Annotated in this window: 12 protein-coding genes; 8 read left to right on the top strand and 4 right to left on the bottom strand. The window is 66.2% G+C overall.

What is annotated here, in order from left to right:
• Positions 1 to 213 precede the first annotated feature (213 nt).
• Positions 214 to 2949, bottom strand: a complete 2736-nt coding sequence (gene glnE / locus AC56LG_RS02860) for a bifunctional [glutamate--ammonia ligase]-adenylyl-L-tyrosine phosphorylase/[glutamate--ammonia-ligase] adenylyltransferase (RefSeq protein WP_497164617.1) — start codon at positions 2947 to 2949, stop codon at positions 214 to 216.
• A gap of 177 nt (positions 2950 to 3126) precedes the next feature.
• On the opposite strand from glnE, the gene AC56LG_RS02855 reads away from it, so the two are divergent.
• From AC56LG_RS02855 to tldD, 3 genes are all read left to right on the top strand, one after another.
• The gene (locus AC56LG_RS02855) at positions 3127 to 7281 is read left to right on the top strand and encodes a YhdP family protein (RefSeq protein WP_497164616.1); all 4155 of its coding nucleotides are present in this window, start codon (positions 3127 to 3129) and stop codon (positions 7279 to 7281) included.
• A gap of 4 nt (positions 7282 to 7285) precedes the next feature.
• A complete protein-coding gene (locus AC56LG_RS02850; RefSeq protein ID WP_497164615.1) occupies positions 7286 to 8083 on the top strand; it encodes a carbon-nitrogen hydrolase family protein in 798 nt (265 codons plus the stop codon).
• Positions 8084 to 8374: 291 nt separating this feature from the next.
• Positions 8375 to 9835 carry a metalloprotease TldD gene (tldD, locus tag AC56LG_RS02845; RefSeq protein ID WP_497164614.1) on the top strand — a complete coding sequence of 487 codons (1461 nt, stop codon included), beginning with the start codon at positions 8375 to 8377 and terminating at the stop codon, positions 9833 to 9835.
• Positions 9836 to 10004: 169 nt separating this feature from the next.
• Here the strand turns inward: tldD and AC56LG_RS02840 are convergent, their stop codons facing one another.
• Both AC56LG_RS02840 and AC56LG_RS02835 read right to left on the bottom strand, forming a co-directional pair.
• The gene (locus AC56LG_RS02840) at positions 10005 to 12701 is read right to left on the bottom strand and encodes a TonB-dependent receptor (protein ID WP_497164613.1); all 2697 of its coding nucleotides are present in this window, start codon (positions 12699 to 12701) and stop codon (positions 10005 to 10007) included.
• A gap of 297 nt (positions 12702 to 12998) precedes the next feature.
• The gene (locus AC56LG_RS02835) at positions 12999 to 15860 is read right to left on the bottom strand and encodes a TonB-dependent receptor (RefSeq protein WP_497164612.1); all 2862 of its coding nucleotides are present in this window, start codon (positions 15858 to 15860) and stop codon (positions 12999 to 13001) included.
• A gap of 479 nt (positions 15861 to 16339) precedes the next feature.
• Between AC56LG_RS02835 and aroG the strand changes: the two genes are divergently transcribed.
• Positions 16340 to 17398, top strand: a complete 1059-nt coding sequence (aroG, locus tag AC56LG_RS02830; protein WP_497164611.1) for a 3-deoxy-7-phosphoheptulonate synthase AroG — start codon at positions 16340 to 16342, stop codon at positions 17396 to 17398.
• Between the two features lie 248 nt (positions 17399 to 17646).
• Here the strand turns inward: aroG and AC56LG_RS02825 are convergent, their stop codons facing one another.
• On the bottom strand, positions 17647 to 20430 hold the full coding sequence (locus tag AC56LG_RS02825; protein WP_497164610.1) for a TonB-dependent receptor: 2784 nt from the start codon (positions 20428 to 20430) through the stop codon (positions 17647 to 17649).
• Positions 20431 to 20805: 375 nt separating this feature from the next.
• Here AC56LG_RS02825 and AC56LG_RS02820 point away from each other — a divergent pair, with 375 nt between their 5' ends.
• The 4 genes from AC56LG_RS02820 to AC56LG_RS02805 all read left to right on the top strand — a co-directional run bounded on the left by AC56LG_RS02820 (position 20806) and on the right by AC56LG_RS02805 (position 25475).
• Positions 20806 to 21744, top strand: coding sequence for an ABC transporter permease (locus tag AC56LG_RS02820; protein ID WP_497164609.1), 939 nt, complete (start codon positions 20806 to 20808; stop codon positions 21742 to 21744).
• An 11-nt stretch (positions 21745 to 21755) separates the two neighbouring features.
• Positions 21756 to 22757 (top strand): ABC transporter permease, encoded by a 1002-nt coding sequence (locus AC56LG_RS02815; RefSeq protein ID WP_497165011.1) that lies wholly within the window; start codon positions 21756 to 21758, stop codon positions 22755 to 22757.
• A gap of 7 nt (positions 22758 to 22764) precedes the next feature.
• Positions 22765 to 24456: an ABC transporter ATP-binding protein gene (locus tag AC56LG_RS02810; protein ID WP_497164608.1), complete on the top strand. Its 1692-nt coding sequence runs from the start codon at positions 22765 to 22767 to the stop codon at positions 24454 to 24456.
• Between the two features lie 68 nt (positions 24457 to 24524).
• Positions 24525 to 25475, top strand: a complete 951-nt coding sequence (locus AC56LG_RS02805) for a DedA family protein/thiosulfate sulfurtransferase GlpE (protein ID WP_497164607.1) — start codon at positions 24525 to 24527, stop codon at positions 25473 to 25475.
• Positions 25476 to 25689: the final 214 nt, after the last annotated feature.

The raw sequence follows: 25689 nt of genomic DNA, 5'->3' as shown, positions 1-25689 counted from the left end.
GCGCTAATTCAATAACGCTGACGTATAAGATCATTCCATATTGATCAGAGTCAATATGAAACTGTGCATACGATATTGACAGTCGGGAAAATGCAACAAAGACAAAATTATTTCAAAAATATGACAGCAGGAAATATCACAATATGTAACAGTGGACGGTTCCACTGAAGAAAGCAGCCCCGGGGGTGGCTGCCGCTGCTGTCTCAGCGCAGGTCAGGGATGCTGCCCAGGCGCCTGGCCGAACAGGCTGCTCCAGAGCGCGCTGACGTTGGCACTGTGCACCGCCACCAGCGCAGGGGCAACGCGTGCCTCGCGGCCCTGCAGGCGCAACTGGTGCTGCAGCTTGCGCATGGCGCGGTAGGCGTCGGCGGCGCCTGCGGCAAGCTGGGCATCGATCAGGCCAAGTTCGGCGAAGCGGTGCAGCAGGTTGATATTGCCTGTATTTAAAGTCATCTGCGGATACGCTGCAGCGTGGCGCAGCACCAGGTACTGGACGATGAATTCGAGGTCGATCATCCCGCCCGTGTCCTGCTTCAGGTCGAACAGTTGGGTCCGGTTCGGCATGGCGTCGTGCATGCGCTTGCGCATTTTCAGCACCTCGGCCTGCAATTGCTCGGCTTGCGTGCTGCGGTCGCGCCGCAGCACGGCTTCGCGAATCGCTTCGAAGCGCGCGCCGATGGCCGCGTCGCCGGCGCAGAAACGCGCGCGCGTGAGCGCCTGGTGCTCCCAGACCCAGGCCGCATTGTGCTGGTAGCGCTCGAAAGCGCCGAGCGAGCTGACCAGCATGCCGCTGGCGCCGTCCGGACGCAGGGCCGTATCGATGTCGAACAGGATGCCGGCCGGGGTGTGCGCCGTCATCCAGGTAATGAAGCGCTGGCCGAGCTTGGCGTAATTCGAGGGCGCCATGTCGTCCTCGTCGTCGAACAGGAAGATGACGTCGAGGTCGGACACGTAGCCGAGCTCCTTGCCGCCGAGCTTGCCGTAGGCGATGACGGCGAAGCGCGGCTCCTCGACGTGGCGCGTGGCGATCGTCTTCCAGGCCCAGCGCACCGTGGCGTCGACCACGACGTCGGCCAGCGCCGACAGGTGGTCGGCCAGGCGCTCGACCGACAGTTCGCCCGCCAGGTCCAGCGCCAGCAGCCGGAACAGCTGGGCGTGGTGGGTTTCGCGCAGGATGTCGAGCTGGCGTTCGGTGTCGCCCAGCGCCTCCGCCAGCTTGGCGTCGAGGCTGGCCGCGAGCTGCGCCGGCTCGTCGATGCCGCCGCGGTCGTCGAGCAGTTCGTCGAGCAGGATCGGGTGCAGGGCGAGGAAGGTGGCCGCCCAGCCGCTGGCGTGCATCATGCGGATCACGCGCTCGAGCGTGTGCGGATATTCGGACAGCAGCGACAGGTAGGCCGAGCGGCGCGCGATCGCTTCCAGGAAGTCGAGCAGGCGCCCGAGCGTGGCGCCGTGACTGCCCACGCCGGCTTCGGCCACCACGGTGGCCACCAGCGGCAAGGCCAGGTTGACCAGGGCCAGCAGGCGCGCGCGGCTGGCGTCGGGCAGGCTTTGCATGCGCGGCGCGGCCCAGGTTGCGGCCAGGCGGCGGGCGCCGCCGGCCGGGTCGTCGAAGCCGAGCGTCGCCAGGTGGGTGGCGACGGCGGCGACCGCCTCGGGGTCGTTGGCGATGGCCTCCAGTTCGGCACGCTCCTCGCCCGGCGGCGCGCTCTTGTCGGCGAACATGTCGTCGAATTGCGCGGCCACGAAGGCGCGCTGCTCTTCGAGGCGGGCGAGCAGGGTGGCCACGTCGGGCATGCCCATCATCTGCGCCACGAGCAGGCGGTCGGCGTCGTTCGGGGGCAGGGTATGGGTCTGGGCGTCGTCCAGGTATTGCAGGCGGTGCTCGAGGTTGCGCAAGAAGGTGTAGGCGTCCAGCAGGCGCTCGACCGTGTCCGGCGTCATCAGCTCGCGTTCGGCCAGCAGGCGCAGGGTGGCGCGGGTCGAGCGTTCGCGCAGGGCCGGGTCGCGCCCGCCGCGGATCAGCTGGAACACCTGGGCCAGGAACTCGATCTCGCGGATGCCGCCGCGCCCGAGCTTGACGTTGTTGCTGCGGTCCGGATGCAGGCGCTCCTGGCGCTTCACTTCGGCGCGGATCTGGGCATGCAGGTTGCGGATGGCGTCGATCACGCCGAAATCGAGGTAGCGGCGGAACACGAAGGGGCGCACGATCGCGTCCAGCGCCGCGATATCCTCGTCCATGCCGGTCACGGCGCGCGCCTTGACCCAGGCATAGCGCTCCCATTCGCGCCCTTGCACGATCAGGTATTCCTCGACCATGTTCAGGCTGGCCGCGAGCGGCCCGGAATTGCCGTTCGGGCGCAAGGCCATGTCGACCCGAAAAGTAAAACCGTCTTCGATGACTTCCGACAGGGCGCCGATCAGGCGCCGCCCGAGGCGTACGAAAAATTCGTGGTTCGACAACTCGCGCTGGCCGGCCCCGGCGGCCGTCTCGCCGTCTTCCGGGTAGACGAAGATCAGGTCGATGTCGGACGAGACGTTCAGTTCGCCGCCGCCCTGCTTGCCCATCGCCAGCACCAGCATTTCCTGGGCGCGGCCGGATTCGGCGCCGACCGGCATGCCGTGGGCGGCGACCAGTTCGGCCATCAGGTCGGCCAGGTGGATGCGGATGGCGAAGTCGGCCAGGCCGGTCATGGCGCTGACGACCTCGTTCAGGTCGGACCGGCCTTCCAGCTCGCGCCGGATCAGCGCCGCCAGCAGCAGGTTGCGCAGGCGTCGCATGGCGCGCGGCAAGGGAATGCCGGCGCTTAGCTCGTGCGCCAACAACGCGCCGAAATCCGGGCAGGCCAGCGATAATTGGGCCAGTTGGGCGACGCGCTCTTCACGCCCGGGGGCGGCGGCGATCCAGCGTTGGTAGAAGCGCGAGGCACTAGCGGGAGAAACTGAAGTCATCGGGTGGTCCTGCACGGGTGTAAAAGCGTTCCGGCAGGCAGCTTGCGGTAGAATTGCCCGCCGTGTTGCCCCCGGTCAGCACGATGGTAAAGGTTGACGCCGCAATCCTAGCATGCGCTCTTCTTTGATTAACTGAATCACCAAAGTTCACGGCGAGCCTTTTTTATTAGCACCTTGATGCAAAATCCGGAACCGCAGGCGCCCCCGGCGGCGCCCGTGCCGCTGGCCGAGCGCTGGCGGCGGTTGCGTGCCGCCTATCGGGTGTGCAACCTGGCTTCGCATCATGTGCTCGGCTTTGTCGTCAAGCTGGCGCTGCTGGTCTATTTCGGGCTCGGCATCCTGTTCCTGGCGCTGCGCTACGCGATTCTTCCCAACATCGACCTGTACAAGAGCGACATCGAAGACGCCGCCAGCCGCGCGCTCGGCAGCCAGGTCGCCATTGCCCGCATCTATGCCACCTGGAGCGGCCTGAACCCGTCGCTGTTCCTGGGCGACGTCACCCTCACCGACAAGGCCGGGCGCCAGGTGCTGGCGCTGCCCTCGGTATCGGCCACCTTTTCCTGGTGGAGCGTGTTTGCCGCCGAGCCGCGTTTCGAGACGCTCGAACTGATCCGGCCGCAGCTGGACGTGCGCCGCGGCGTCGACGGCGCGATCCAGGTGGCCGGCATCCGCATCGACCCGCAGGACGACAAGGGCGGCCCCGGCGGCGACTGGGTGTTTCGCCAGCGCGAGATCGTCATCCGCGAAGGCCGGGTCGACTGGACCGATCTCCAGCGCGGCGCGCCGCCCTTGCGCCTGCGCGAGGTCGGCGTGGTGCTGCAGAACCAGTGGACCAGGCACAAGTTTGCCTTGAGGGCGACGCCGCCGGCCGAGCTGGCCCAGCCGCTCGACGTGCGCGCCAGCTTCACCCATCCGCGCTTCGGCGGCCGGGCGTCCGACGTCGCGCTGTGGCGCGGCGAGCTCTACGCCGACCTGCGCGAAGCGGACCTGGCCGGCTGGCGCCGCTACGTCGACTATCCGTTTGCGCTGACCCAGGGCCGCGGTTCGCTGCGCGCCTGGATGACGCTCGACCAGGCACGCCTGGCCGGTTTTACCGCCGACCTGGCCCTGGTCGGCGTGGCCGCGCGCGTCAAACCCGACTTGCCGCCGCTGCGCCTGGCGCGCGTCTCGGGCCGCCTGTCGGCCCAGGAAACGCTGGTGCCCGGTCAACAGGACGGCAAGCCGACCTTTGGCGCCAATGGCCACACGGTCAGCCTCGACAATTTCATGGTGGCCACTAGCGACGGCCGTGCGCTGCCGCCGGCCACGCTGACCGAAACTTTTACGCCGGCGCGTGCGGGGAAACCACAACGCGTGGCGATCCAGGCGCGCCAGGTCGATCTCGCTGCGCTGGCCGAGCTGGCCGCGCAGTTACCCCTGTCGAACCTGCAGCGCCAGGCGCTGGCCGACTTCGCGCCGCGCGGACGCCTGCTCGATTTCTCGGCGTCGTGGGATGGCCAGTACCCGAAACTCGCCGCCTACCGCGTCAAGGGGCAGGTTGCCGGACTCAGCCTGCAGCCACAGGCGGCGCGTATCGCGCAGGCGGCAACGGACACGGCCGCGGCGCAACCGGCCATGCCGGCGCTGCCGGGCTTCGACAACCTCTCGGGCAGCATCGACGCCACCGACAAGGGCGGCAGCATCGCCATCGATGCCGAGGCGCTGGCGCTGCGCATGCCGGCCTGGTTCGCGGAAGCCGCCATGCCGCTGGACCGGCTGGCGCTGGGCGCGCGCTGGACCTACCAGCCGCAGGAACAATTGCTGGTCGAAGTCGACAAGCTCGAATTTGCGCAAGGCAATCTGCGCGGCAATCTGTCCGGGCGCCACTTGCTGCCGCTCGGCCCGAACCACGGTCCCGGCGTGGCCGACATCACGGGCACGCTCGACGGCTTCCAGATCGCCCAGGTCGGACGCTTCCTGCCGCTGACCACGCCCCCCCACCTGCGCGACTGGCTGAGCGCCGCCCTGCAAGGCGGCATGCTGAACGACGTGCGCCTGCGCCTGCGCGGCGACCTCGCCGAGTTTCCGTTCCGCGCCGACAACGCGGCGGCGCGCGCGCGCGGCGAATTCCGCGTGGCCGGGCGCCTGCAGAACGCCGTGCTCGAATACGCGCCGGGCCACCGCACGCCGGAGAATAAACCCGCCTGGCCGCTGGCCGAAAGCATCAACGGCAGCATCGTGTTCGACCGCGCGCGCATGGAAATCCATGGCGAGACCCTGCGCACGCAGGGCCTGGATCTCACCAACGTCACCGCGGTCATCCCCAACCTCGGTTCGCACGACGCGCAACTCGACATCGGCGGCACGGCCGCCGGCGCGTTGCAGGATTTCCTGCGCTACGTGACGGCCAGCCCGGTGCCGGGCTGGATCGGCCACTTCACCGACGACACCCAGGGAACCGGCAACGCCCGCCTGGGCCTGAAACTGCAGATGCCGCTGGCGAACCTGCACGAGACGAAAGTGCAGGGCGCGCTGCAACTGCAGGACAACAACGTGCAACTGTTCCCCGACCTGCCGCCGCTGCAGGGCGCGGTCGGCAAGGTCGAATTCAGCGAGCGTGGCGTGAACCTGAACGGGATCGGCGCCAATTTCCTCGGCGGGCCGCTGGCGCTGGTCGGCGGCACCCAGCGCGACGGCTCGATCGCGATCCGCCTGGCCGGCACCCTGTCGGCCGAGGGCATGCGCCGCACTGCGCCGGTGCCGGCGATGGCGCGCCTGGCCGGGCGCCTGTCGGGCAGCACCCGTTATGGCGGTGCGATCACGGTACGCGACCGCCAGTTGATGGTCACGGTCGATTCCAGCTTGAGCGGCCTCGGCCTCGAATTCCCGGCGCCGCTGAACAAACCCGAGGCAACCGAATTGCCGCTGCGCTTCGTGCTCAATGGCGCACCCACCACGCCCGAGGGTGTCGGGCGCGACGAACTGCGCCTGTCGCTCGGCAATGCGGTGGCCGCGCGCTATGTGCGCAGCCGGACGCCGCACGGGGCGTGGACGGTCGAACGGGGCGGCATCGGCGTCAACCTGCCGGCGCCGGAACCGGACGAGGGCATGATGATCAACGTCGACATGAAGTCGCTGAATGTCGATGCCTGGCTGGCGGCGGGGCGCGCGATCGCAGGTGAAAGCGAAGCGGGCGCGCCGGCCGCGGGCAGCGGTCCGAATTTCGCCCAATATGTATTGCCGACCACGATCGCGGCGCGCGCCTCGGAACTGTTCATCAACGAGCGCCGCATGGCCGACGTCGTGGTCGGCGCCTCGCACCGCGGCAGCGCCTGGCAAGCCAACATCCATTCGCGCCAGGCCACCGGCTATCTCACCTGGAGCGAAGGGCAGGGCCAGGGCCTGGGCAAGGTCACGGCGCGCCTGGCCTCGCTCGTGATCCCGGAATCGCAGGCGGCCGAAGTGAAGGAACTGCTCGAATCGAACCGCGGCGCCAGCGCCACCATCCCGGCGCTCGACATCGTGGCCGAGCGCTTCGAACTCTTTAACAAGCAGTTCGGCCGCCTCGACCTGCAGGCGAGTAACGTGCAAGCGCTGGCGGGCAGGGAATGGCGCATCGACCGGCTGTCGCTGACCAATCCCGACGGCCACCTGAAAGCGACCGGCCGCTGGCTGACCAAGGATGGCAAGAGCAATACCGGCATGAATTTCACGCTCGACATCCTCGACGCCGGGCGCCTGCTGGATCGCCTCGGCTTCCCGGAAACGCTGCGCCGCGGCAAAGGCAAGCTTTCGGGCGATTTGTCCTGGAGCGGCTTGCCGTATGCGCTAGACATTCCGACGCTGTCCGGGCAGATCGAACTGAACGTGGGCGGCGGCCAGTTCCTGAAGCAAGACCCGGGCGCGGCCAAGCTGCTCGGCGTGCTCAGCCTGCAAGCGCTGCCGCGCCTGTTGAAGCTCGACTTCCACGACGTGTTCTCGGAAGGCCTGGCGTTTGATGGCATCAGCGCCAACGCCATGATCACGCGCGGCGTCGTCAAGACCGATAATCTCAAGATGCACGGCGTGGCCGCCACCGTGCTGATGGACGGCACCGCCGACATCGCCAACGAGTCGACCGACCTGCGCGTGGTCGTGATCCCGGAATTCAACCTCGGCACCGGACCGCTGGTGTATGGCCTGGCGGTGAATCCCGTCATCGGCCTCGGTTCCTTCCTGGCGCAACTCTTCCTGCGTGCACCGGTCATGAAGGCGCTGACCTACCAGATGCGCATCACGGGGCCGTGGAAATCGCCTACCATTACCAAACTCGACAACCCGCCGCCGCGCGCGGCCGCCAAAGCGAAGGAATAAGCCCATGACCCGCGTCGCCGCAGTCCAGATGGTGTCCACCCCCGACGTCGACCAGAACCTCGCCAGCGCACGGCGCCTGGTGGCCGAAGCGGCCGCCACTGGCGCCACCCTGGTGACCCTGCCCGAATACTGGCCCATCATGGGCATGAGCGACACCGATAAAGTGCGCCAGGCCGAGCCGGAAGGCGCCGGCCCGATCCAGGATTGCATGGCCGCGCTGGCGCGCGAGCACGCCATCTGGCTGATCGGCGGCACGCTGCCGCTGCGTTCGCACGAATCGGGCAAGGTGCTCAACACCACCCTGGTCTACGACCCGCAAGGCGCGTCGATCGGGCGCTACGACAAGATCCACCTGTTCGGCTTCAACAAGGGCAGCGAATCCTACGACGAGGCGCGCACCATCGTGCCGGGCGAATCGGTGGGCAGCTTCCAGGCGCCGTTCGGGCGGGTTGGCCTGTCGGTCTGCTACGACCTGCGCTTCCCCGAGCTGTACCGCGCCATGGGCGAATGCGCGCTGATCGTGGTGCCGGCGGCATTCACCCACACCACCGGCAGCGCGCACTGGGAAGTGCTGCTGCGGGCGCGCGCGATCGAAAACCAGTGCTACGTGCTGGCCTCGGCCCAGGGCGGCACCCACGCCAACGGGCGGCGCACCTTTGGGCACAGCATGCTGGTCGATCCGTGGGGCGAAGTGAAAGACGTGCTGCGCGAGGGGGAGGGCGTGGTGTCGGGCGAGCTCGATCCGGCTTTCCTGGCCTCGGTGCGCGAGAGTTTGCCGGCGTTGAAGCACCGGAAAATGTAGCTGCGCGAGGGTGCGGGGGCTGGTTGAACGCGTGGGCGGCGTTCACGCCGCCTGGTCGCAACTTGTGCCGGTGTAGCCGCCCACCCTACGGCCTGCTGCATACCGGCAGGGTGGGGGCTCTACCGTTGACGCATGAATTCCTGCACGCTTGGCGCCGCCCACGCGTCCAACCAGCCGATGCGCAGCCGCGCCCTGCGCTTCGTGCATATGGAACCACCACCCGTGTCCGCATCGGTACGATCCGGCCGGATATGGCACAATGCCCGCATCCATACGAGACACACACGCAAAATGACCCCATTCGAACCGAACCTCTCCTCCCTGGCCGTCGCGCGCGATGTGCTGTTGACGCCGTTTGGCCTGGACGAAGGCAAGTTGCTGCGCACGCTGGGCACGATGTTCACCCACAAGGTCGACTATGCCGACCTGTACTTCCAGTTCACCAAGAGCGAGGGCTGGAGCCTGGAAGAGGGCATCGTCAAGACCGGCAGTTTCTCGATCGACCAGGGCGTGGGTGTGCGCGCCATCTCGGGTGAGAAGACGGCCTTTGCCTATTCCGACGAAATTTCCGAATCGGCGCTGCTGGACGCCGCGGCCGCGACGCGCACGATCGCGCGCGCCGGCGCCGGCCGCGTGAAAGTGGCGGGCGTGACGACGCCCACCGGCGGCCGCTCGCTCTACCTGCCGCGCGACCCGCTCGCCTCGCTCGATGCCACCGCCAAGGTGCGCCTGCTCGAGCGCGTCGAAAAGATGGCGCGCGCCAAGGATCCGCGCGTGGTGCAGGTGATGGCGGGCCTGGCCGGCGAATACGACGTGGTGCTGGTGGTGCGCAGCGACGGCGTGCTGGCCGCCGACATCCGGCCGCTGGTGCGCGTGTCGGTGACCGTCATCGCCGAACAGAACGGCCGCCGCGAAACCGGTTCCTCGGGCGGCGGCGGACGTTTCGACTACGGCTATTTCGACGACGAAATCCTCGAACGCTACGCCGACGAAGCGGTGAAATCGGCGCTGGTGAACCTCGATGCGCGTCCGGCCCCGGCCGGTCCGATGACGATCGTGCTCGGACCGGGCTGGCCCGGCGTGCTGCTGCACGAAGCCGTCGGCCACGGCCTTGAAGGCGATTTCAACCGCAAGGGGTCGTCGTCCTACGCCGGCATGATCGGCCAGCGCGTCGCCGCCAAGGGCGTCACCGTGGTCGACGACGGCACCCTGCAGGACCGCCGCGGTTCGCTCAACATGGACGACGAGGGCAATCCGACGCAGTGCACGACGCTGATCGAGGACGGCATCCTGCGCGGCTATATCCAGGACACGATGAACGCGCGCCTGATGAAGATGCCGATCACCGGCAACGCGCGGCGCGAATCCTTCGCCCACCTGCCGATGCCGCGCATGACGAACACCTACATGCTGGCCGGCGACAAGGATCCGGCCGAGATCCTGGCCTCGGTCAAGAATGGCCTGTATGCGGTGAATTTCGGCGGCGGCCAGGTTGACATCACCAACGGCAAGTTCGTGTTCTCGGCTAGCGAAGCCTACATGATCGAAGACGGCAAGATCACCTATCCGGTGAAGGGCGCGACCCTGATCGGCAACGGTCCGGAAGTCATGAACCGCATCTCGATGATCGGCAACGACATGGCCCTCGATTCGGGCGTGGGCGTGTGCGGCAAGGAAGGGCAGAGCGTGCCGGTGGGTGTGGGGCAGCCGACCTTGCGTATCGATGGCGTGACGGTCGGCGGTACGGCGTAACGCTTGTTCCTCCCGCGATCAACAAATGCCCGGCGCTGCCGGGCTTTTTTTTTGATCTACCGAAACGGTGGTGCTTGACCGTAGGGTGGGCGCCCCGAGCCCACGCGTGACGTTCGCATGACGCATACGTCCGCGTGGGCACAGGGGCGCCCACCCTACCGCTCTTCGATTAAAACCTGTACGTCAGCCGCGCATACACCGTCCTGCCGAGCGGGTCCGTGTGGCGCGGATCGTAGCCCAGCTGGAAGTTGGTGACCTGGTTGGTGAAGGGCGGCTCTTCGTCGAACAGGTTCTTGATGCCGGCCGTCAGTTCGAACATCTTGTTGCCCGTAAAAGTGCTGGACAGCGCCCAGGTGGAATAGTGGCCGACGTTGTTGGCGAACTCGGGGGCGACCGAGGTGTTCTGGTCGACGTAGTGCGACATGTAACGGTTCGACAGGTTGAAGGTGTAGTCGCCTTTCACCAGGGTCAGCAGCAGGTTGTGGCGCCAGCGGAAGACCGGGGTGGCGTCGGCGTAGCGGCCGGCGTTCTCGGTAAAGGCGCCGCCGCGTTCGTTCTGGTAGTCGTACTTGTTGACATAGGTGCCGTCGAGACTGAGGCTGAGGTTGCCGAATGGATTGCGCGGCAGCCGGTACAGCAGCGACAGGTCGAGGCCGCGGGTGCGCACTTCGCCCAGGTTGCTGGTGATGTCGAGCACGTAGTCCAGGCGGTTGCCGGCGGCGTTGTAGACGAACAGGTCGCGGTAGCGCTCGAAGTTGGCGAAGATGGTCTGCTCGGCTAGCGCGGAGATCTGGTCTTTCAGTTTGATGTCCCACCAGTCGGCCGACACCGTCAGCGAAGGCAGCGGCTCGAGCACGATGCCGGCGCTCCAGGTGCGCGAGCGCTCCGGCTCCAGGTTGGGGTTGCCGCCGCCGCGGACGTTCTGCTGCTGTTCGCAGACGATGTTCGGGTTGGCGCCGGGGACCGGCGTCCCGCCAGGACATAGCAGCGGGTCGTTGTAGGTGTCGGAACTGTTGGTGGTGGTTTGCGGGCCGAACAGGTCGAACAGGGTCGGCGCGCGGAAGCCCTTGTTGAACGAGCCGCGCACCAGCAGTTCGCGGGTCGGCTGGTAGCGCAGCGAGACTTTCGGATTGAAGCTGCCGCCGACGTCGCTGTAGTGGTCGTAGCGCGCCGCGAAGTTCAGTTCCAGGTCCTTGATGACCGGCACGTTGAGTTCGCTGAACACGGCGCCGATGCTGCGCTGGCCCGACTGGTCCTGGGCGTCGGCCGAGCCCGAGCTCGATGCCTGCGAGGCGAGCGCGCGGTTGACGAAGTATTTGGCGCGGTCGCGCCGGAATTCGGCGCCGATGGCGAAGCCGAGCGGGCCGGCCGGCAGCGTCATCAGCTCGCGGCTGGCGCGCGCATCGATGGCGCTGCTGTTGATGCGCGCATGCAGGTATTCGCCCAGCAGCAGGGAGTCCTGCAGGTAGGCGGCGCCGGCCGGGCTTTGCGGCCCGAAGGGATTGAGGATGCCGGCGCCGACGCCGTCGATCACGCGCTGGTCGATGACGTAGCCGGCGTCGAAGATGCTGCGTGCGCGCCCGAGCGAATGCGAGATCGCGGTGTTGTAGTCCCAGCCGGCCAGCGTGCCTTCGAGGCTGGCCAGCACGCGCACGGTGGTGCTGCTGTCCATGTTGATGCGCCCGCCGGTCTCGGTGGGGCGCCAGCTGATGTCGAGGTTTTCGCCAGTCAGGCCCGGAAAGGCGGGATTGACACCCGCGCCCGGATAATAGGGACTGGCGCCGGTCATGGTCACGCCGATGTTCGACAGCGGGGGCGGCGCGACGCGCGATTCTGTGGTGCTGCGCCCGAACACGAATTCGATGCTGGCCAGGTGCTCGGGCGTGAGCTGGCGGTTGAACTTGCCCATCGCGCTGTACTGGCGCGTTTTCGGGATGTTGTCGACGTACTGGGTGTAATCGAATTCGCAGACCGGGTCGTCGGTGGCCGGGGCGGTGTCGGGCGACGTTCCCGTCGCGCCGCAGCCGCTGGCGAAATAGGGATTGCCGGCGATGCCGAGATCGGAAAAGAAGTTGGCCGGAAAGGTGGTGCGGCTGATCTCGTTCATGCCGCGCTCGGGGCGCACGCCGGTGCGCGAAAAGCTGCGGTCGGTCGCGCGCAGGGCGCTTTGCTGGTGGTAGTCGAGCACGCCGAACATGCTGTAGCCGTCGCTGCCGAGGTCGCCCAGGCCGCCAGAGATGTTGATGCGCTGCTCGCTGCCGCCGCCGCGCCGCAGCGGCTCGTAGCCTTCGACGGTGAGGGCGCTGCCCTTCACCGAACGGCGGGTGATGAAGTTGATGACGCCGCCGATGGCGTCGGTGCCGTAGATGGCCGAGGCGCCGTCGCGCAGCACCTCTACCCGTTCGAGGGCGGCGATCGGGATGATGTTCAGGTCGACCGTGTCGGCGAAATACGGGTGGTTCGCCAGGCGTCGGCCGTTGAGCAGCACCAGCGTCTTGTCGCCGCCCAGGCCGCGCAGGTCGGCGCTCGAGCGCCCGCCGGTGCCGGAGCCGACCGCCGACGAACTGACCGTCTGGGTCTGGTTCATCGGGATGGTGTTGAGGACATCCTGGGCCGTGGTCAGGCCCTGCTTCGCGAAGTCGGCGGCGCGGATGGTGGTGATCGGCAGCGAGGCTTCCGCCGCGATGCGCTTGATCGAGGAGCCCGTCACTTCGACGCGCTGGATCGGCTGGCCGCCCGTCTCCTGCGCAGGGGTGTCCTGGGCTGCGGCGGGCTGGCAGGCCAGCAGGCCCAGGCCGGCGGCAACGCCGCCGAACAGCCGGCGCAAGCTTGGTTGACCAGTACAGGACAAGATGGTTTCATTCATTTCGGCTCCTGGAATCGGGTTATGTGCCTTGTGTCCTGCCAGGTCAACGTGCTGGGCACAATACATTGACCGCAAGCAAGGACAAGCGGGGGGGCGGTGGGGTAGTCGAACCGAGTCTTGCATCGCATTGCGCGCGTCAGGTGATATCAATCAAATAAGCCAGCCTTCGCACGCGGCCGCCGACGCGGGCTTTAGGCAGCGCAAAACGGTTGTGACTCCCGCACCACAGCGTGCCCGGTGCAGGAATGCCGCAAGCCACGTCCGGCCATGCGGCACCGGACGTGGCCGTTCCCTGCGTCAGAAGGTGTAGCGCGCCCCCAGGCTGAAGGTGCGTCCGACCGCGCCCGCATAGTCGAGCGGGTTGTAGGCCTGGGCGCCGTAGGTCAGTGGATCGAGCGGGGCCACCTTGTCGAACAGGTTCTCGATCGTGCCGAACACTTCCCAGCCGGGGCGTGGCTTCCAGCGCGCCACCAGGTCGAAGGTCGTGAACGAGGCCAGTTCGCAACCGCTCGGCGCATCCTGCCCGTTGGCGAAGTGGCTGGCGCAGCCATCCGGGTCGCCCTTGAACAGCACATTGTCGATCGGTCCGCGGTAGTTGGCGTTGAGCGACACACGCCAGTCGCCGCGGTCCCAGGCCGCGCGCAGGTTGACGCGGTGGTCCGGGGTGCCGATGCAGTTGGTGACGTCGCAATTGCCGTGGGTGCCGGCGAAGTCGCGTTCGCTGCCATCGCGCTCGGTGCGCAGCCACTTGTCGAGGTAGGTCCATTTACCGTCGAGCAGCAGGTTGCCGTAGCCCTCGGGCAGGCGCAGCGTGGTGCGCGCATCGACGTCGATGCCGCGCACCTTGGTCGAGGCCGAGTTGACGTAGTTCGCCAGCACCGCCGTGATCGCACCGGGGTCGCCGGGGATACCCACTTGCGCCGTGCTCGGGTCGCGCGCGACCTGGCCGTTGGCGATGGCCACGTCGGTCAGTTCCTGGTTGATCTCGTTCTTGCGCTTGATCTGCCAGAAGTCGATCGAGATGCTGGTGCGCGGCAGCGGGTCCCAGATGATGCCGAAGTTGTAGCTCTTCGAGCGTTCCGGCGACAGCCCCGGGTTGGGCGAGGTGATGACCGCGATCGGGCCGGGGTCGCAGGCGATTTCCACGCCCAGGGCGCAGCGCAGCGGGTCCTCGGCGGTGGCGAAGGCCGCCAGCCCGCCGACGCCGTTCTCGGCCGCGCTGGGAGCGCGGAAGCCCTTGGCGAAGGTGCCGCGCAGTGCCAGCTGGCGCGAGGGCTGCCACTTGACGCCGACCTTGGGGGTGTAGGAATCGCCCACGTCGGTGAAATGGTCCCAGCGCATGGCGCCGGTGATCTCGAGACCGGGCAACACCGGCGCCAGTGCTTCGCCATACAGCGCGAACACGTTGCGCGCGCCGCTGTAGGCCGAATAGCCGAGCCCGATCACGTTGCCGCGCTCGGTGCCGGTGGTGGGATTCAGTTCGGTTTCCTCGCGCCGCCATTCGGCGCCGACCGCGACGCCGATGGCGCCGCCGGCCAGTTTGCCGAATTCGCGGGTGGCCTTGACGTCGCCCTGGACGATCTTGGTATGGGCATCGCTGCCGATCTTCGGTGCGATCGCCGCGTACACCCCTGGGTCGTTGAGGCCGGCATTCTCGCCGATGCGCCAGACAGCGCCGGGCGGCAGCGCCGCATAGGCGGGACTGGTGGCCAGCGCCGCCGCGATGTTGGGCGCCGACGGGTCGAGCATGGCGAAGGTGACGTCGCGCTGCAGGTAGCCGTAGCGTTCGTTGGTCACGTTGCTGCGCGAGAACAGCAGCGAGGTATCGAATTCCCAGCCCGCCACGGTGCCGCGCACGCCGGCCAGGGCGCGGATGAAGAAGGAATCGATGTTCGACTGGCGCGGGCCGACGTCGCCGGCCAGGTAGCGCAGGCGCGCCGGCGTACCGAAATAGGGGTTGTCGGGATGGGTCGCGCCGAGCTGGACGCCGGCGTTGCTGACCGGTCCGCCCGGAAAGCCGACGTTGGCGCTGACGGTATTCGGCGTGGTCGACGACGCAGTCTTGCTCGAATACAGGTTCCACTCGGTGTAGGCTTCCAGCTCCGCCGGCAGCTTCCAGGTGCCGCGTCCGAACAGGCTGTAGTTCTCCTGCTCGGGCTGCATCTGGTTGTAGACCAGGGTCGAGTCGATCAGGCAGCCGCCGCCGGGGTCGCCCTGCGGGTGGCTGGTGAAGTTGCCGCAGGCCGCGCCGGGAAAGGTCTGGGTGAAGCCGCTCGCCGGGTCGAGGCTGCCGCGGTTGAAATAGTCGTTGGTGACCGGGTTGCGCACGTTGCCGTTGATGGCGCTGCCGGCGGCATTGTTGCCGGTAATCGCCCCGGTGCCGCCCAGCGCCTCCTGCGCCGAGTAACCCCAGTTGCGCAGGTCGATGCGGCCGATGTAGCGGCGGTCGGCGCGGTCGCGCAGCCAGATGTCGTTGCTGCGCTTGAACTCGAAATTGAACAGCGCGTTGTAGCCGTCGGTATCGAGGTCGCCGACGCCGTGGGTGATGGCGAAATTCTGCTCTTCGCCATCCCATTCCTTGCTGATGCCGAGCAGGCCGCGCACGGTGGTGCCCTTGAAGTCGCGCCGCAGGATGATGTTGACCACGCCGGCGATCGCGTCCGAGCCATAGATGGCCGAGGCGCCGTCCTTCAGGATCTCGACGCGTTCGACGGCGTCAGTCGGGATCACGTTGAGGTCGGAAAACACTTTCTGGCCGTCGTCGGCCAGGCCGTAAGGGGCCATGCGCCGGCCGTTGAGCAGCACCAGGGTCGAGGCAGTGCCGAGGCCGCGCAGCGAGATGCCCGAGGCGCCGGCCGCGAAGCCGTTGCCGAAGCTGGTCGGCACCGAACCCTGGTTGTCCACCGCCAGCGTCTGCAGCAGTTCGGAGACGGTGCTCTTGCCGGAGCGCTCGATGTCGGCGCGGTTGACGGTCAGTACCGACGAAGCGGTTTCGGCCTCGGCACGGCGGATGTTACTGCCGGTGACGACGACGCGCGCGACCGGCCGCTCGGCCGCGTCCTGGGCTGCTGCCGGCGGCGGCGCCAGCAGAACCAGGCCGATCGCGCCGCCACCAGCGAACAGGCGCCGCACTGATCGGGATAACAAGGTTTCGTTCATTTCCGAACTCCCAGAGAGATGGAGATCCCGGTCGCGTGGCCGCGCTTGGCTTCGCCTCAAGCATCAGCTCTAAAGAAACTGATCCAATGCAAGGAAACATGCTGGCCGGACGGGGGCTTGACGTGACTTTTGCATTGAAGGCAACAACTTGTCTGATATCTCTCAATGGTGATCGGAGTGTTCAAAAAGCTGTCGGTTTCACGCAACCGCTTGTCCACAATTCCTGGTGCAAGCCGCAAATGACGCACTGCGACAAATTCCTTGCCAATATTCACAGCCAGGGGTTATAGTCATTTCAACCTTTTCGGATTGCTCCATGCGCCACGCTGCCTTCTTTACCTTTTATTTTTGGTTTAGCCATTCCAGCCTTCAGGCGGTGGAGTAGCGGCAGGTTCACGCGACAAGCGACCAGACCGAACACACGAAACCGCCAGCGATGGCGGTTTTTTCATTTGCAGACCATAGATACGGAGTACCGCATGCCTCGCACCGACGATTTACGCATCCGCGAAATGAAGGAACTGACGCCACCCTCGCACCTGATCCGCGAGTTTCCGGTGACGCCGGCGGCCGAGGAAACCGCGTCCAGCGCGCGCGTGGCGCTGCACCGCATCCTGCATGGCCAGGACGACCGCCTGATGGTGGTGATCGGGCCGTGCTCGATCCACGACCCCAAGGCGGCGATGGAATACGCGCGGCGCCTCGTCGAGCAGCGGCGCCGCTTTGCCGGCGAACTGGAGATCGTGATGCGGGTGTATTTCGAAAAGCCGCGCACCACCGTTGGCTGGAAGGGGATGATCAACGATCCCTACATGGACAACAGCTTCCGCATCAACGACGGCCTGCGCATGGCGCGCGAGCTGCTGCGCGACGTCAACGAGATGGGGCTGCCGGCCGGCACCGAATTCCTCGACGTAATCAGCCCGCAATACATCGCCGACCTGATCAGCTGGGGCGCAATCGGGGCGCGGACCACCGAATCGCAGGTGCACCGCGAGCTCGCTTCCGGCCTGTCCTGTCCGGTCGGCTTCAAGAACGGCACCGACGGCAATATCAAGATCGCGGTGGAAGCGATCAAGGCCGCTTCGCAGCCGCACCACTTCCTGTCGGTGACCAAGGGCGGCCACTCGGCCATCGTCTCGACCGCCGGCAACGAGGATTGCCACGTCATCCTGCGCGGCGGCAAGGCACCGAACTACGATGCCGCCAGCGTCGACGAGGCCTGCAAACAGGTTGCCGGCCTCGGCCTGGCCTCGCGCCTGATGATCGACGCCTCGCACGCCAACAGTTCGAAAAAGCCGGAAAACCAGGTGCCGGTGTGCGCCGACATCGCGCGCCAGATCGCCGGCGGCGACGAGCGCATCGTCGGCGTGATGGTCGAATCGCACCTGCTGGCCGGGCGCCAGGACCTGGTGCCGGGCAAGGAACTGGCGTACGGGCAGTCGGTGACCGATGGGTGTATTGATTGGGAAACCAGCGTTGGCGTGCTGGAGGGGCTGGCGGCGGCGGTGCGCCAGCGCCGGCTGCGCGAGGAGTAAAACCGGCGGGTTGCGCGTGCTCCGGCTTCGTTTGACGTTTCGATCGGCATATGCCGTACCGCGTGGGCTTGGAGAGCCCACCCTACATTACGCAGCGGCCAACAATACAGTGATGACAGTAGGGTGGGCACTTGTGCCCACGCGGTCGTACCGTTGCATACCGTAGTGTTTGAGGCGTACCACGTGGGCTCGAGAGCCCACCCTACAAAAAACCCGGCCGGGGCCGGGTTCGGGTTACTGCTGATTGCTTAGTACTGGTAGCGTGCCCCCACCTTGAAGTAGCGGCCGATGGCGCCGCTGGCGTCCATCGGGTTGTAGCTGAGGCCGCCGTAGGTCAGCGGGTCGAGCGGGGCCACCTTGTCGAGCACGTTGTTGATCGATGCGAACAGTTGCAGGTGGGTGTTGACGTTGTAGCGCGCCGACAGGTCGAGCGTGGCGAACGAGCCCAGGCGGCAGCCGTTCGGGGCATCGGCGCCGTTGGCGAAGCGCGAGGCGCACAGGTCGCCGTCAAAGGCGACGTTCTTCATCTCGCTGCGCCAGTTGGCCGTGGCGGCCAGGCTCAGGGCCTCGCGATCCCACGAGGCGACGGCGCTGATCTTGTTCTTCGGCGTACCCGCGCAGTTCGAGGTGTCGCAGTTGCCGTGGGTGCCGGCGTACTGGTAGCGCACGGCGGCGGACTCGGCCCGCTCCCACGACGAGATGTGGGTCCAGGTCAGGCCGAACGTGGCGCGGCCGTAGTCGCCCAGGCGGATGCGCTGGCGCAGGTCCAGGTCGACACCCTTGACCTCGGTGAAGCTCGAGTTGCGGTAGGGCGCTTTCGACAGCAGCAGGCTGCCCGTGTTCGGCAGCACGACGCCATTCACGACCAGGTTGTTGTCGGCGCGGATCGCGTCCGGCAGCGCCGCCGCCTCGTTGTACGGCATCGGGTTGATCTCGTTGCTGCGCTTGATGCGCCAGCCGTCGAGCGCGATGCTGGTGCCCGGCAGCGGATCCCAGACCACGCCCAGGGTCACGCCTTTCGAGGTTTCCGGCTGCAGGGCCGGATTGCCGACTTTCACCGCGCCGACCGCGACCGCGCAATCGGCCAGGGTGGCGCCGCCGGCGGCCGGGGTGCCGCCCGGGCAGCGGATCGGGTCGCGCGCGTTGGCGGTGCCGGTGCTCTGGCTGGCCGGACCCGATTCGGCCGGTCCCGGCGCGCGGAAGCCTTCCGAATAGGTGCCGCGCAGGGCGAAGCTCTGGACCGGGGTCCATTTCACGCCAACCTTCGGCGTGGTCGACGAGAAGTTTTCGTAGCGGTCATAGCGCAGTGCGCCATTGACTTCGACACCCTTCAGCACCGGTGCGGCGACTTCGACGAAGACCGCCTTGATGTCCTGGTCGCCCTGCGCCGCCACGTAAGAGGCGTTGATCGAACCGTTCTCGGTGCCCGACAACGACGGGTTATCGAGCTTTTCGCGGCGGTATTCGGCGCCGAAGGCCACGCCCAGGGCGCCGCCCGGCAGCTGCATCAATTCGCGCGAGGCCTTGAAGTCGAGGATGTCCAGGCGCGTGGTCGAGTGCGAAGTGGCGCTGCGCGCGATCGCCGCGTACAGCGACGCCGGATTGCGGCCGGCCTGGTTGCCGATGTAATACGGGAACAGCGGGCTGGCCGGGTTGCCGAGCGCGGCGGCCAGGGCCGGCATGACCAGCATGTTGCTGTAGTCGAGGTCGAGCGTGGAGCGCGAATGCACGTAGGCGGTGTCGTAATCCCAGCCGTACATTTGCCCCTTGACGCCGACCACGGCGCGCATGAAGGCATTGTCGGCCGAACGGGTCGAGGGGCCGACGTCGAAGGCCGAATAGCGCAGGTTGACCGGTACGCCGTAGGGATTTTGCGGGTGGTTGGCGGCCAGCACGATGGCGTTGGCGCCCGAGCCGTAGTTGATGACGCCGGTCGGGAACGCGGCGTTCGGCGGGAAGGCGACCGTCGGCGACACCGATGGCGGGATCAGCGTGAACTCGGTGTCGCGGCGCGAGTAGCCGGCTTCGGCATACAGTTCGTGGCCGCCGCCGAGGCGCTTGCCGAAGCGGGTATAAATGTTGATGCCGCTGATCTCGGGCTGCATCGAGCGGAACTGGTCGGCGTACCAGAGGCAGCCGCCTGCCGGGTCTTGCGCGGTGGTGGTCGACAGTGCCGCGCAGCCCGGCAGCGAGACGTAGTTGCCGGTCAGGGGATTACGCAGCGCGCCGGTCGGGGTCGGGCTGGAAGCGCCCGGGGTGATGAAACCGGAGGCGAACTGGGTGTTTTGCGGATAGCCCCAGCGGCGGATGTCGCCGGCGCCGATCCAGTCGCGCTCGGAGCGGTCCTCGTTCATCAGTTCGCGGTTCGAATACGACTCAATGTTGAGCAGGACGTTGTAGCCTTCCTGGTCGAGCGTGCCCAGGCCCCAGGTGATCGATCCCTTGGCCATTTCGCCGTCGTGGTAGCGCGACTGGCCGACTTCGCCCTTGAGCACCAGGCCGGTGAAGTCACGGCGCAGGATGATGTTGACGACGCCGGCGATGGCGTCGGCGCCATAGGTCGAGGAGGCGCCGTCCTTGAGGATCTCGATGCGCTCGACCGCTTCCATCGGCACGGTCGAGAGGTCGGTAAAGCTCTTCTGGCCATCGTCGGCGCGCGCGAACGGCGCCATGCGGCGGCCGTTGAGCAGCACCAGGGTCGAGGTCGCGCCGAGGCCGCGCAGCGAGATGGCGGTCGAGCCTGCGGCGAAGCCGTTGCCGAAGCCGGTCGGCAAGGAGCCGGCGCCGTCGGCGGTCAGGGTTTGCAGGTACTCGGAGACGGTGCTCTTGCCCGACTTGACGAGGTCTTCGCGGGTGACGACCTGCACCGGCGAGGCGGTTTCGGCGCTGGCGCGCTTGATGCTCGAACCGGTGACTTCGACCCGGGCCATCGGCGCGTCCGCCGTCCCGCTGACCTGGGCAAAGGCGGGCAGGGCGAAGGCGCTGGCCAGGGCCATGGAAACGGCTTGCGACATCATCGTTCTTTTATGCATCGTTACTCCAAAATAGCCAAAGGGGAATTTTTATAGAATATATGCATGTTACTTTTCGGGAAAGCGTAGTTAAAACTTTCCATGAATGCGCCATGCATATGCGATATCGTTTTTCTTGAGTCGAAATGTAGTCGGTTCATTCCGATGTATTTATAAAAACATGTGGTCAAAGCAACGTCAAGGCGGCATGAATATGCATGACATGGAAACAACACTTTGATATTCGAAACGTGTGGCGATTGACAGCTCAGCGGTATCCGGCATGGTTGGACGTTGCTGCGGTGCAGCAGATCGAAGTCGCCGGAGGCTTCCGATGTAGGGTATGGTTACGCCTTTTGGATACGGCCGGGTGCGCAGGGCGCGTTTGGTAAAAGTATGCTGGCTTACATATTGCGCCGACTCTGGCAGATGCTGCCGACCATGGCGGGCGTTATCGTCCTCGTCTTCGTGCTGTTCAACTGGGTGGGCGGCGACCCGTCCTATCTGCTGGCCGGCAAGATGGCGGACGAGGCGGCGATCGCCAACATCCGCGCCCAGCTCGGCATCGACCAGCCGTATCACATGCAGCTGTGGATCTTCGTGCAGCAGATCCTGACCTTTGATTTCGGCAATGCCTGGAGCACGGGCGAGCCGGTGTCGCACATCATCGCCAGCCGGCTCGGGCCCTCGCTGACGGTGCTGGTGCCCCTGACCATCCTCGAAACCTTGTTCGGCATCGCGCTGGCCCTCGGCATTGCCTTCGTGCGCGGCTCGCTCACCGACCGCGCCGTGATGGTGGCTTGCACGGTCGGCATGTCGATTTCGATCCTGGTCTACATCATCGTGTTCCAGTACTTCTTCGCCTACAAGCTGGGCCTGTTCCCGGTGCAGGGTTGGGGCAACAGCCTTGGCGAAAACCTGCTGCGCTATGCGCTGCTGCCGATCATCATCGGGCTGGCCGTCTCGATCGCGCCGACCCTGCGCCTGTACCGCAGTTTCGTGCTCGACGAAGTGCACCAGGATTATGTGCGCACCGCGCGCGCCAAGGGCTTGAGCGAGCGTCGCATCGTCTGGGTGCACGTGCTGAGGAATGCCGCGATCCCGATCATTACCCACGTGATGGCGAACCTGCCGGCGCTGCTGATCGGCGCGTTCTTGCTGGAACGCTTTTTCGGGATTCCCGGCATCGGGCGCGAAGTGATCCTGGCGGTGGAGCGCAGCGATTTTCCGGTGATTAAAGCGATCACCGTGTATGTCGCGGCCGCGACCATGGTGTTCAACCTGCTGGCCGACTTGCTGTATGGCGCGGTCGATCCGCGCGTACAACTCAAATGAGGGCGGCCGTGATGGAACACGCCGTATCGCCCGGCCTGTGGACACTCGCCTGGCGCCGCCTGCGCGCCGATCGCGTCGCGATGGCGGCGCTGGCGGTGGTCGGCGCTTTCCTGCTGATGCTGGTGCTGTCGAGCGCCGGGCTGGTCGCGAGCGACTGGGAAGACGAGGTGGCGGTGAATTACGCGCCGCCGGGGTTTGTCGGGCCTGACGCCGCCACGGCTGCACTGGCGCGGCCGCAGGCGCCCACGCCACCGAATGCCTTCGATCCGCTGGCGGAGGAACTCGGGCAGTTGAAGGCTGAGGTACAAGCCACGCATCCGCCGCGCCCGAAAGCGTTGACGCTGCCCTTCGGCGCCGACAAATGGGGGCATGACGTGCTCAGCAAAACCATCAAGGGCGGCGAGACCTCGATCGTGGTGGGGCTGGTGGCGGCCTTCGTCGCGGTCGCGCTCGGCACCCTGTTCGGCGCCGTGTCCGGCTTTTTCGGCGGCGTCGTCGACGACCTGTTCAACTGGTTCTACAGCATTTTTACCTCCATACCGTCGATCCTGATGATCCTGACGGTGGCCGCCGTGCTCCAGCAAAAGGGCGTGACGACAATCGTGCTGATCCTCGGCCTGACCGGCTGGACCGGCCCCTATCGCCTGATCCGCGCCGAATACATCAAGCACAAGGCGCGCGAATACGTGATGGCGGCCGATGCGATCGGGGCGTCGAGCTGGCGCAAGATGTTTTCGCACATTTTCCCGAACGTCTCGCACGTGGCGCTGGTGCAGTTGTCGATCCTGGTGGTCGGCTTCATCAAGGCCGAAGTCATTTTGTCCTTCCTCGGCTTCGGAGTGCCGGTGGGGACTGTCTCCTGGGGCAGCATGCTCAACGAAGCGCAGAACGAACTGATCCTGGGTAAATGGTGGCAGCTGGCGGCCGCGGCCGGGGCGATGGCCTTGCTGGTGACGGCGTTCTCGCTGTTCACCGATGCCCTGCGCGATGCGCTCGATCCGAAATTAAAGTGAGGTCGCAATGAGCACCGAATCCACGATGCTGCTGCAGGTGCGCGACTTGCGCATTGCCTTCCGCGTCGACAAGAAGAACACGGTCGAAGCGATCAAGGGCATTTCCTTCGACGTGCCGCACAACGCCACCGTGGCGCTGGTGGGGGAGTCGGGCAGCGGCAAGTCGGTCAGTTCGCTGGCCGTGATGGGGCTGCTGCCGGTGGAGACGACGATTGTCGATCCACAGTCGCGCGTGCTGTTCGACGGGCGCGAGCTGTTGCAGCTGTCCGTGGCCGAGCGCCGCCGGCTGTGCGGCAAGGACATCGCGATGATTTTCCAGGAGCCGATGTCCTCGCTGAACCCCGTGTTCACGGTCGGCTTCCAGATCGGTGAAGTGCTGCGCCAGCACATGGGCATGAACAAGAAAGCGGCGCGTGCGCGGACGCTGGAATTGCTGGAAGAGGTCGGCATTCCCGATCCGGCCAACAAGATCGACGCCTATCCGAGCCAGATGTCGGGCGGCCAGCAGCAGCGCGTGATGATCGCGATGGCGATTGCCTGCGAACCGACATTGCTGATCGCCGACGAGCCGACCACCGCGCTCGACGTGACGATCCAGAAGCAGATCATGGAACTGATCGCGGCCCTGCAAAGGAAGCACCGCATGTCGGTGCTGTTCATCACCCACGACCTCGGACTGGTGGGAGAAATTGCCGACCGCGTGATCGTGATGCGCCATGGCGAAGTGCGCGAGGAGGGCAGCGCCGGCCAGGTCTTCGGCGCCCCGCGCGACGCTTATACCCGGGCGCTCCTGCATTGCCGCCCGACCCTGGACAGCCGCCCGGTGCGGCTGCCGGTGATCGACGATTTTCTGCAGGGCCGCAGCGATGCGCTGGCCGCGCTGCCGCAGCGTGCGCGCGGCTATGCGCCGGACGACGAGAACGTGCTGGTGGTGAACAACCTGGCCAAGACGTTTACCTTGCGCGATGGCCTGTTCGGCAAGCGCGCCTTTCACGCCGTAAAGGACGTGTCGTTCACGCTGCCGCGCGGGAAAACCCTGGGCGTGGTCGGCGAATCGGGTTCCGGCAAAACCACGGTCGGCCTGACCCTGCTGCGCCTGCACCGCGCTACCGGCGGCAGCGCGCACTTCGACGGACGCGATCTGTTCGCCATGTCGGACCGCGAATACGCGGCTTATAAACGGCGCATCCAGATCATCTTCCAGAATCCCTACGCCTCGCTCAATCCGCGCTTTACGGTAGGCCAGATTTTGTTGGAACCGATGCGCATCCATGGCATCGGACTGGACGACCGCGAACGCACCAATAGGGTGCATGCGTTGCTGGAACGGGTCGGCTTGCCGGCCCAGGCTTTTTACCGCTATCCGCACGAGTTTTCCGGCGGCCAGCGCCAGCGCATCGCGATTGCGCGCTGCCTGACGATGAAGCCGGAGATCCTGGTTTGCGACGAATCGGTGTCGGCGCTCGACGTGTCGGTGCAGGCCCAGGTGCTGAACCTGCTGCAGGATCTGCAGGGCGAGTACAAACTGAGCTACATCTTCATTTCGCACGACTTGTCGGTGGTGCGCTATATCGCCGACCGGGTGATGGTGATGCACCATGGTAGCGTGGTCGAAATGGCGGATTCTGACGAGCTCTACCGCAATCCGCAGCACTCTTATACGCGATCGCTGCTCGCTGCCATTCCACGCGTTGCATAAACGTTACAGAATCCGGCGCCGCCAGTCCGCCGCCAGCCGATAAAGGCGAATTCCGCTACCATGGATGGATGTCACAGCTTACCGTCCTGATCCAGAACCACGGCGTCTTCCTTGTCTTCGGCACCGTGTTGCTGGAGCAGTTCGGCTTGCCGATTCCCGCCTTTCCCGTGCTGGTGCTGGCCGGCGCGATGGCGTTCGAGGGCGGCGCCAGCTGGCAGCTGTGCCTGCTGGCGGTGGTGCTCGCCTGCCTGGTGTGCGACTATTTCTGGTTCCGCGCCGGGCGCTTCTACGGCAAGCGCGTGTTGCGCCTGCTGTGCCGCATTTCGCTGTCGCCCGATTCGTGCGTCAACCAGACCGAAGACCGCTTCCGCCGCTACGGCCCCAAGTCGCTGCTGGTCTCGAAATTCGTTCCCGGTTTTAATACCATTGCCGCGCCGATGTCCGGCGCGCTCGGCACCGATACCCGCACCTTCCTCGGTTTTTCGGTCACCGGCGCGCTGCTCTGGGGCGGCACCGGGATCGCGGTCGGCGCGATTTTCCACGACAGCGTCGACCGCGTGCTCGGGGCCCTGGAAACCATGGGCAGCGCCGCCCTGATGGCGTTGGCCAGCCTGCTGGCGCTGTTCGTCGTCTACAAATACATCGAACGGCGCCGCCACCGCGCCACGCTGGTGGTGCCGCGCATCGCGATTGCCGAACTGCAGGCGCTGATGGATGGCGGGCACGATCCGCTGATCATCGATGCGCGCAGCGTGACGGCGCAGGCGCTCGAATCCGCCATTCCCGGCGCGCTGCTGTTCAATGCCTGCGAGCCGGGCCAGTTGATGGCCGGGCTGGACAAGGATCGCCACATCGTCGTGTATTGCAGTTGTCCGAATGACGTGACAGCGGCGCAGGTGGCGAAGCAATTCCTGGCCAATGGTTTTCACCGGACACGGCCGCTGCATGGCGGGCTCGATGCCTGGCATGCGCATCATGGGGCTGCGGTGGAACCACAGGCAGCGCCCCGGTTGGCGTGACGTAGTCGGACTACTTATTCTCTGCCTTGGCAATTGCGTAACGTAGGGTGGGATCTTGAGCCCACGCGGGCAGCGGTTGCGAATCAGCAAGTGCAATTTGTCCGCTGATGTACGCCTTCCGGGCTGTCGGTATCGTCCAGGCCCGGATGCACTGTCCCGCGTGGGCTCAAGAGCCCACCCTACGGTACGCCACCGCCAATATATATAAAAGAGC

The sequence above is a fragment of the Telluria sp. ZB2R32 genome, from assembly GCF_059685715.1.
This window is presented reverse-complemented; position numbering and strand designations above follow the sequence as displayed.

Excerpts from the sequence above, each read along its gene's own strand:
- AC56LG_RS02855 (WP_497164616.1), top strand. The coding sequence starts at position 3,127 with ATGCAAAATCCGGAACCGCAGGCGCCCCCGGCGGCGCCCGTGCCGCTG.
- aroG (WP_497164611.1), top strand. The coding sequence starts at position 16,340 with ATGCCTCGCACCGACGATTTACGCATCCGCGAAATGAAGGAACTGACG.
- AC56LG_RS02825 (WP_497164610.1), bottom strand. The coding sequence starts at position 20,430 with ATGCATAAAAGAACGATGATGTCGCAAGCCGTTTCCATGGCCCTGGCC.
- AC56LG_RS02815 (WP_497165011.1), top strand. The coding sequence starts at position 21,756 with ATGGAACACGCCGTATCGCCCGGCCTGTGGACACTCGCCTGGCGCCGC.
- AC56LG_RS02805 (WP_497164607.1), top strand. The coding sequence starts at position 24,525 with ATGTCACAGCTTACCGTCCTGATCCAGAACCACGGCGTCTTCCTTGTC.
- AC56LG_RS02840 (WP_497164613.1), bottom strand. The coding sequence starts at position 12,701 with ATGAATGAAACCATCTTGTCCTGTACTGGTCAACCAAGCTTGCGCCGG.
- AC56LG_RS02850 (WP_497164615.1), top strand. The coding sequence starts at position 7,286 with ATGACCCGCGTCGCCGCAGTCCAGATGGTGTCCACCCCCGACGTCGAC.
- AC56LG_RS02810 (WP_497164608.1), top strand. The coding sequence starts at position 22,765 with ATGAGCACCGAATCCACGATGCTGCTGCAGGTGCGCGACTTGCGCATT.
- tldD (WP_497164614.1), top strand. The coding sequence starts at position 8,375 with ATGACCCCATTCGAACCGAACCTCTCCTCCCTGGCCGTCGCGCGCGAT.
- glnE (WP_497164617.1), bottom strand. The coding sequence starts at position 2,949 with ATGACTTCAGTTTCTCCCGCTAGTGCCTCGCGCTTCTACCAACGCTGG.
- AC56LG_RS02820 (WP_497164609.1), top strand. The coding sequence starts at position 20,806 with ATGCTGGCTTACATATTGCGCCGACTCTGGCAGATGCTGCCGACCATG.
- AC56LG_RS02835 (WP_497164612.1), bottom strand. The coding sequence starts at position 15,860 with ATGAACGAAACCTTGTTATCCCGATCAGTGCGGCGCCTGTTCGCTGGT.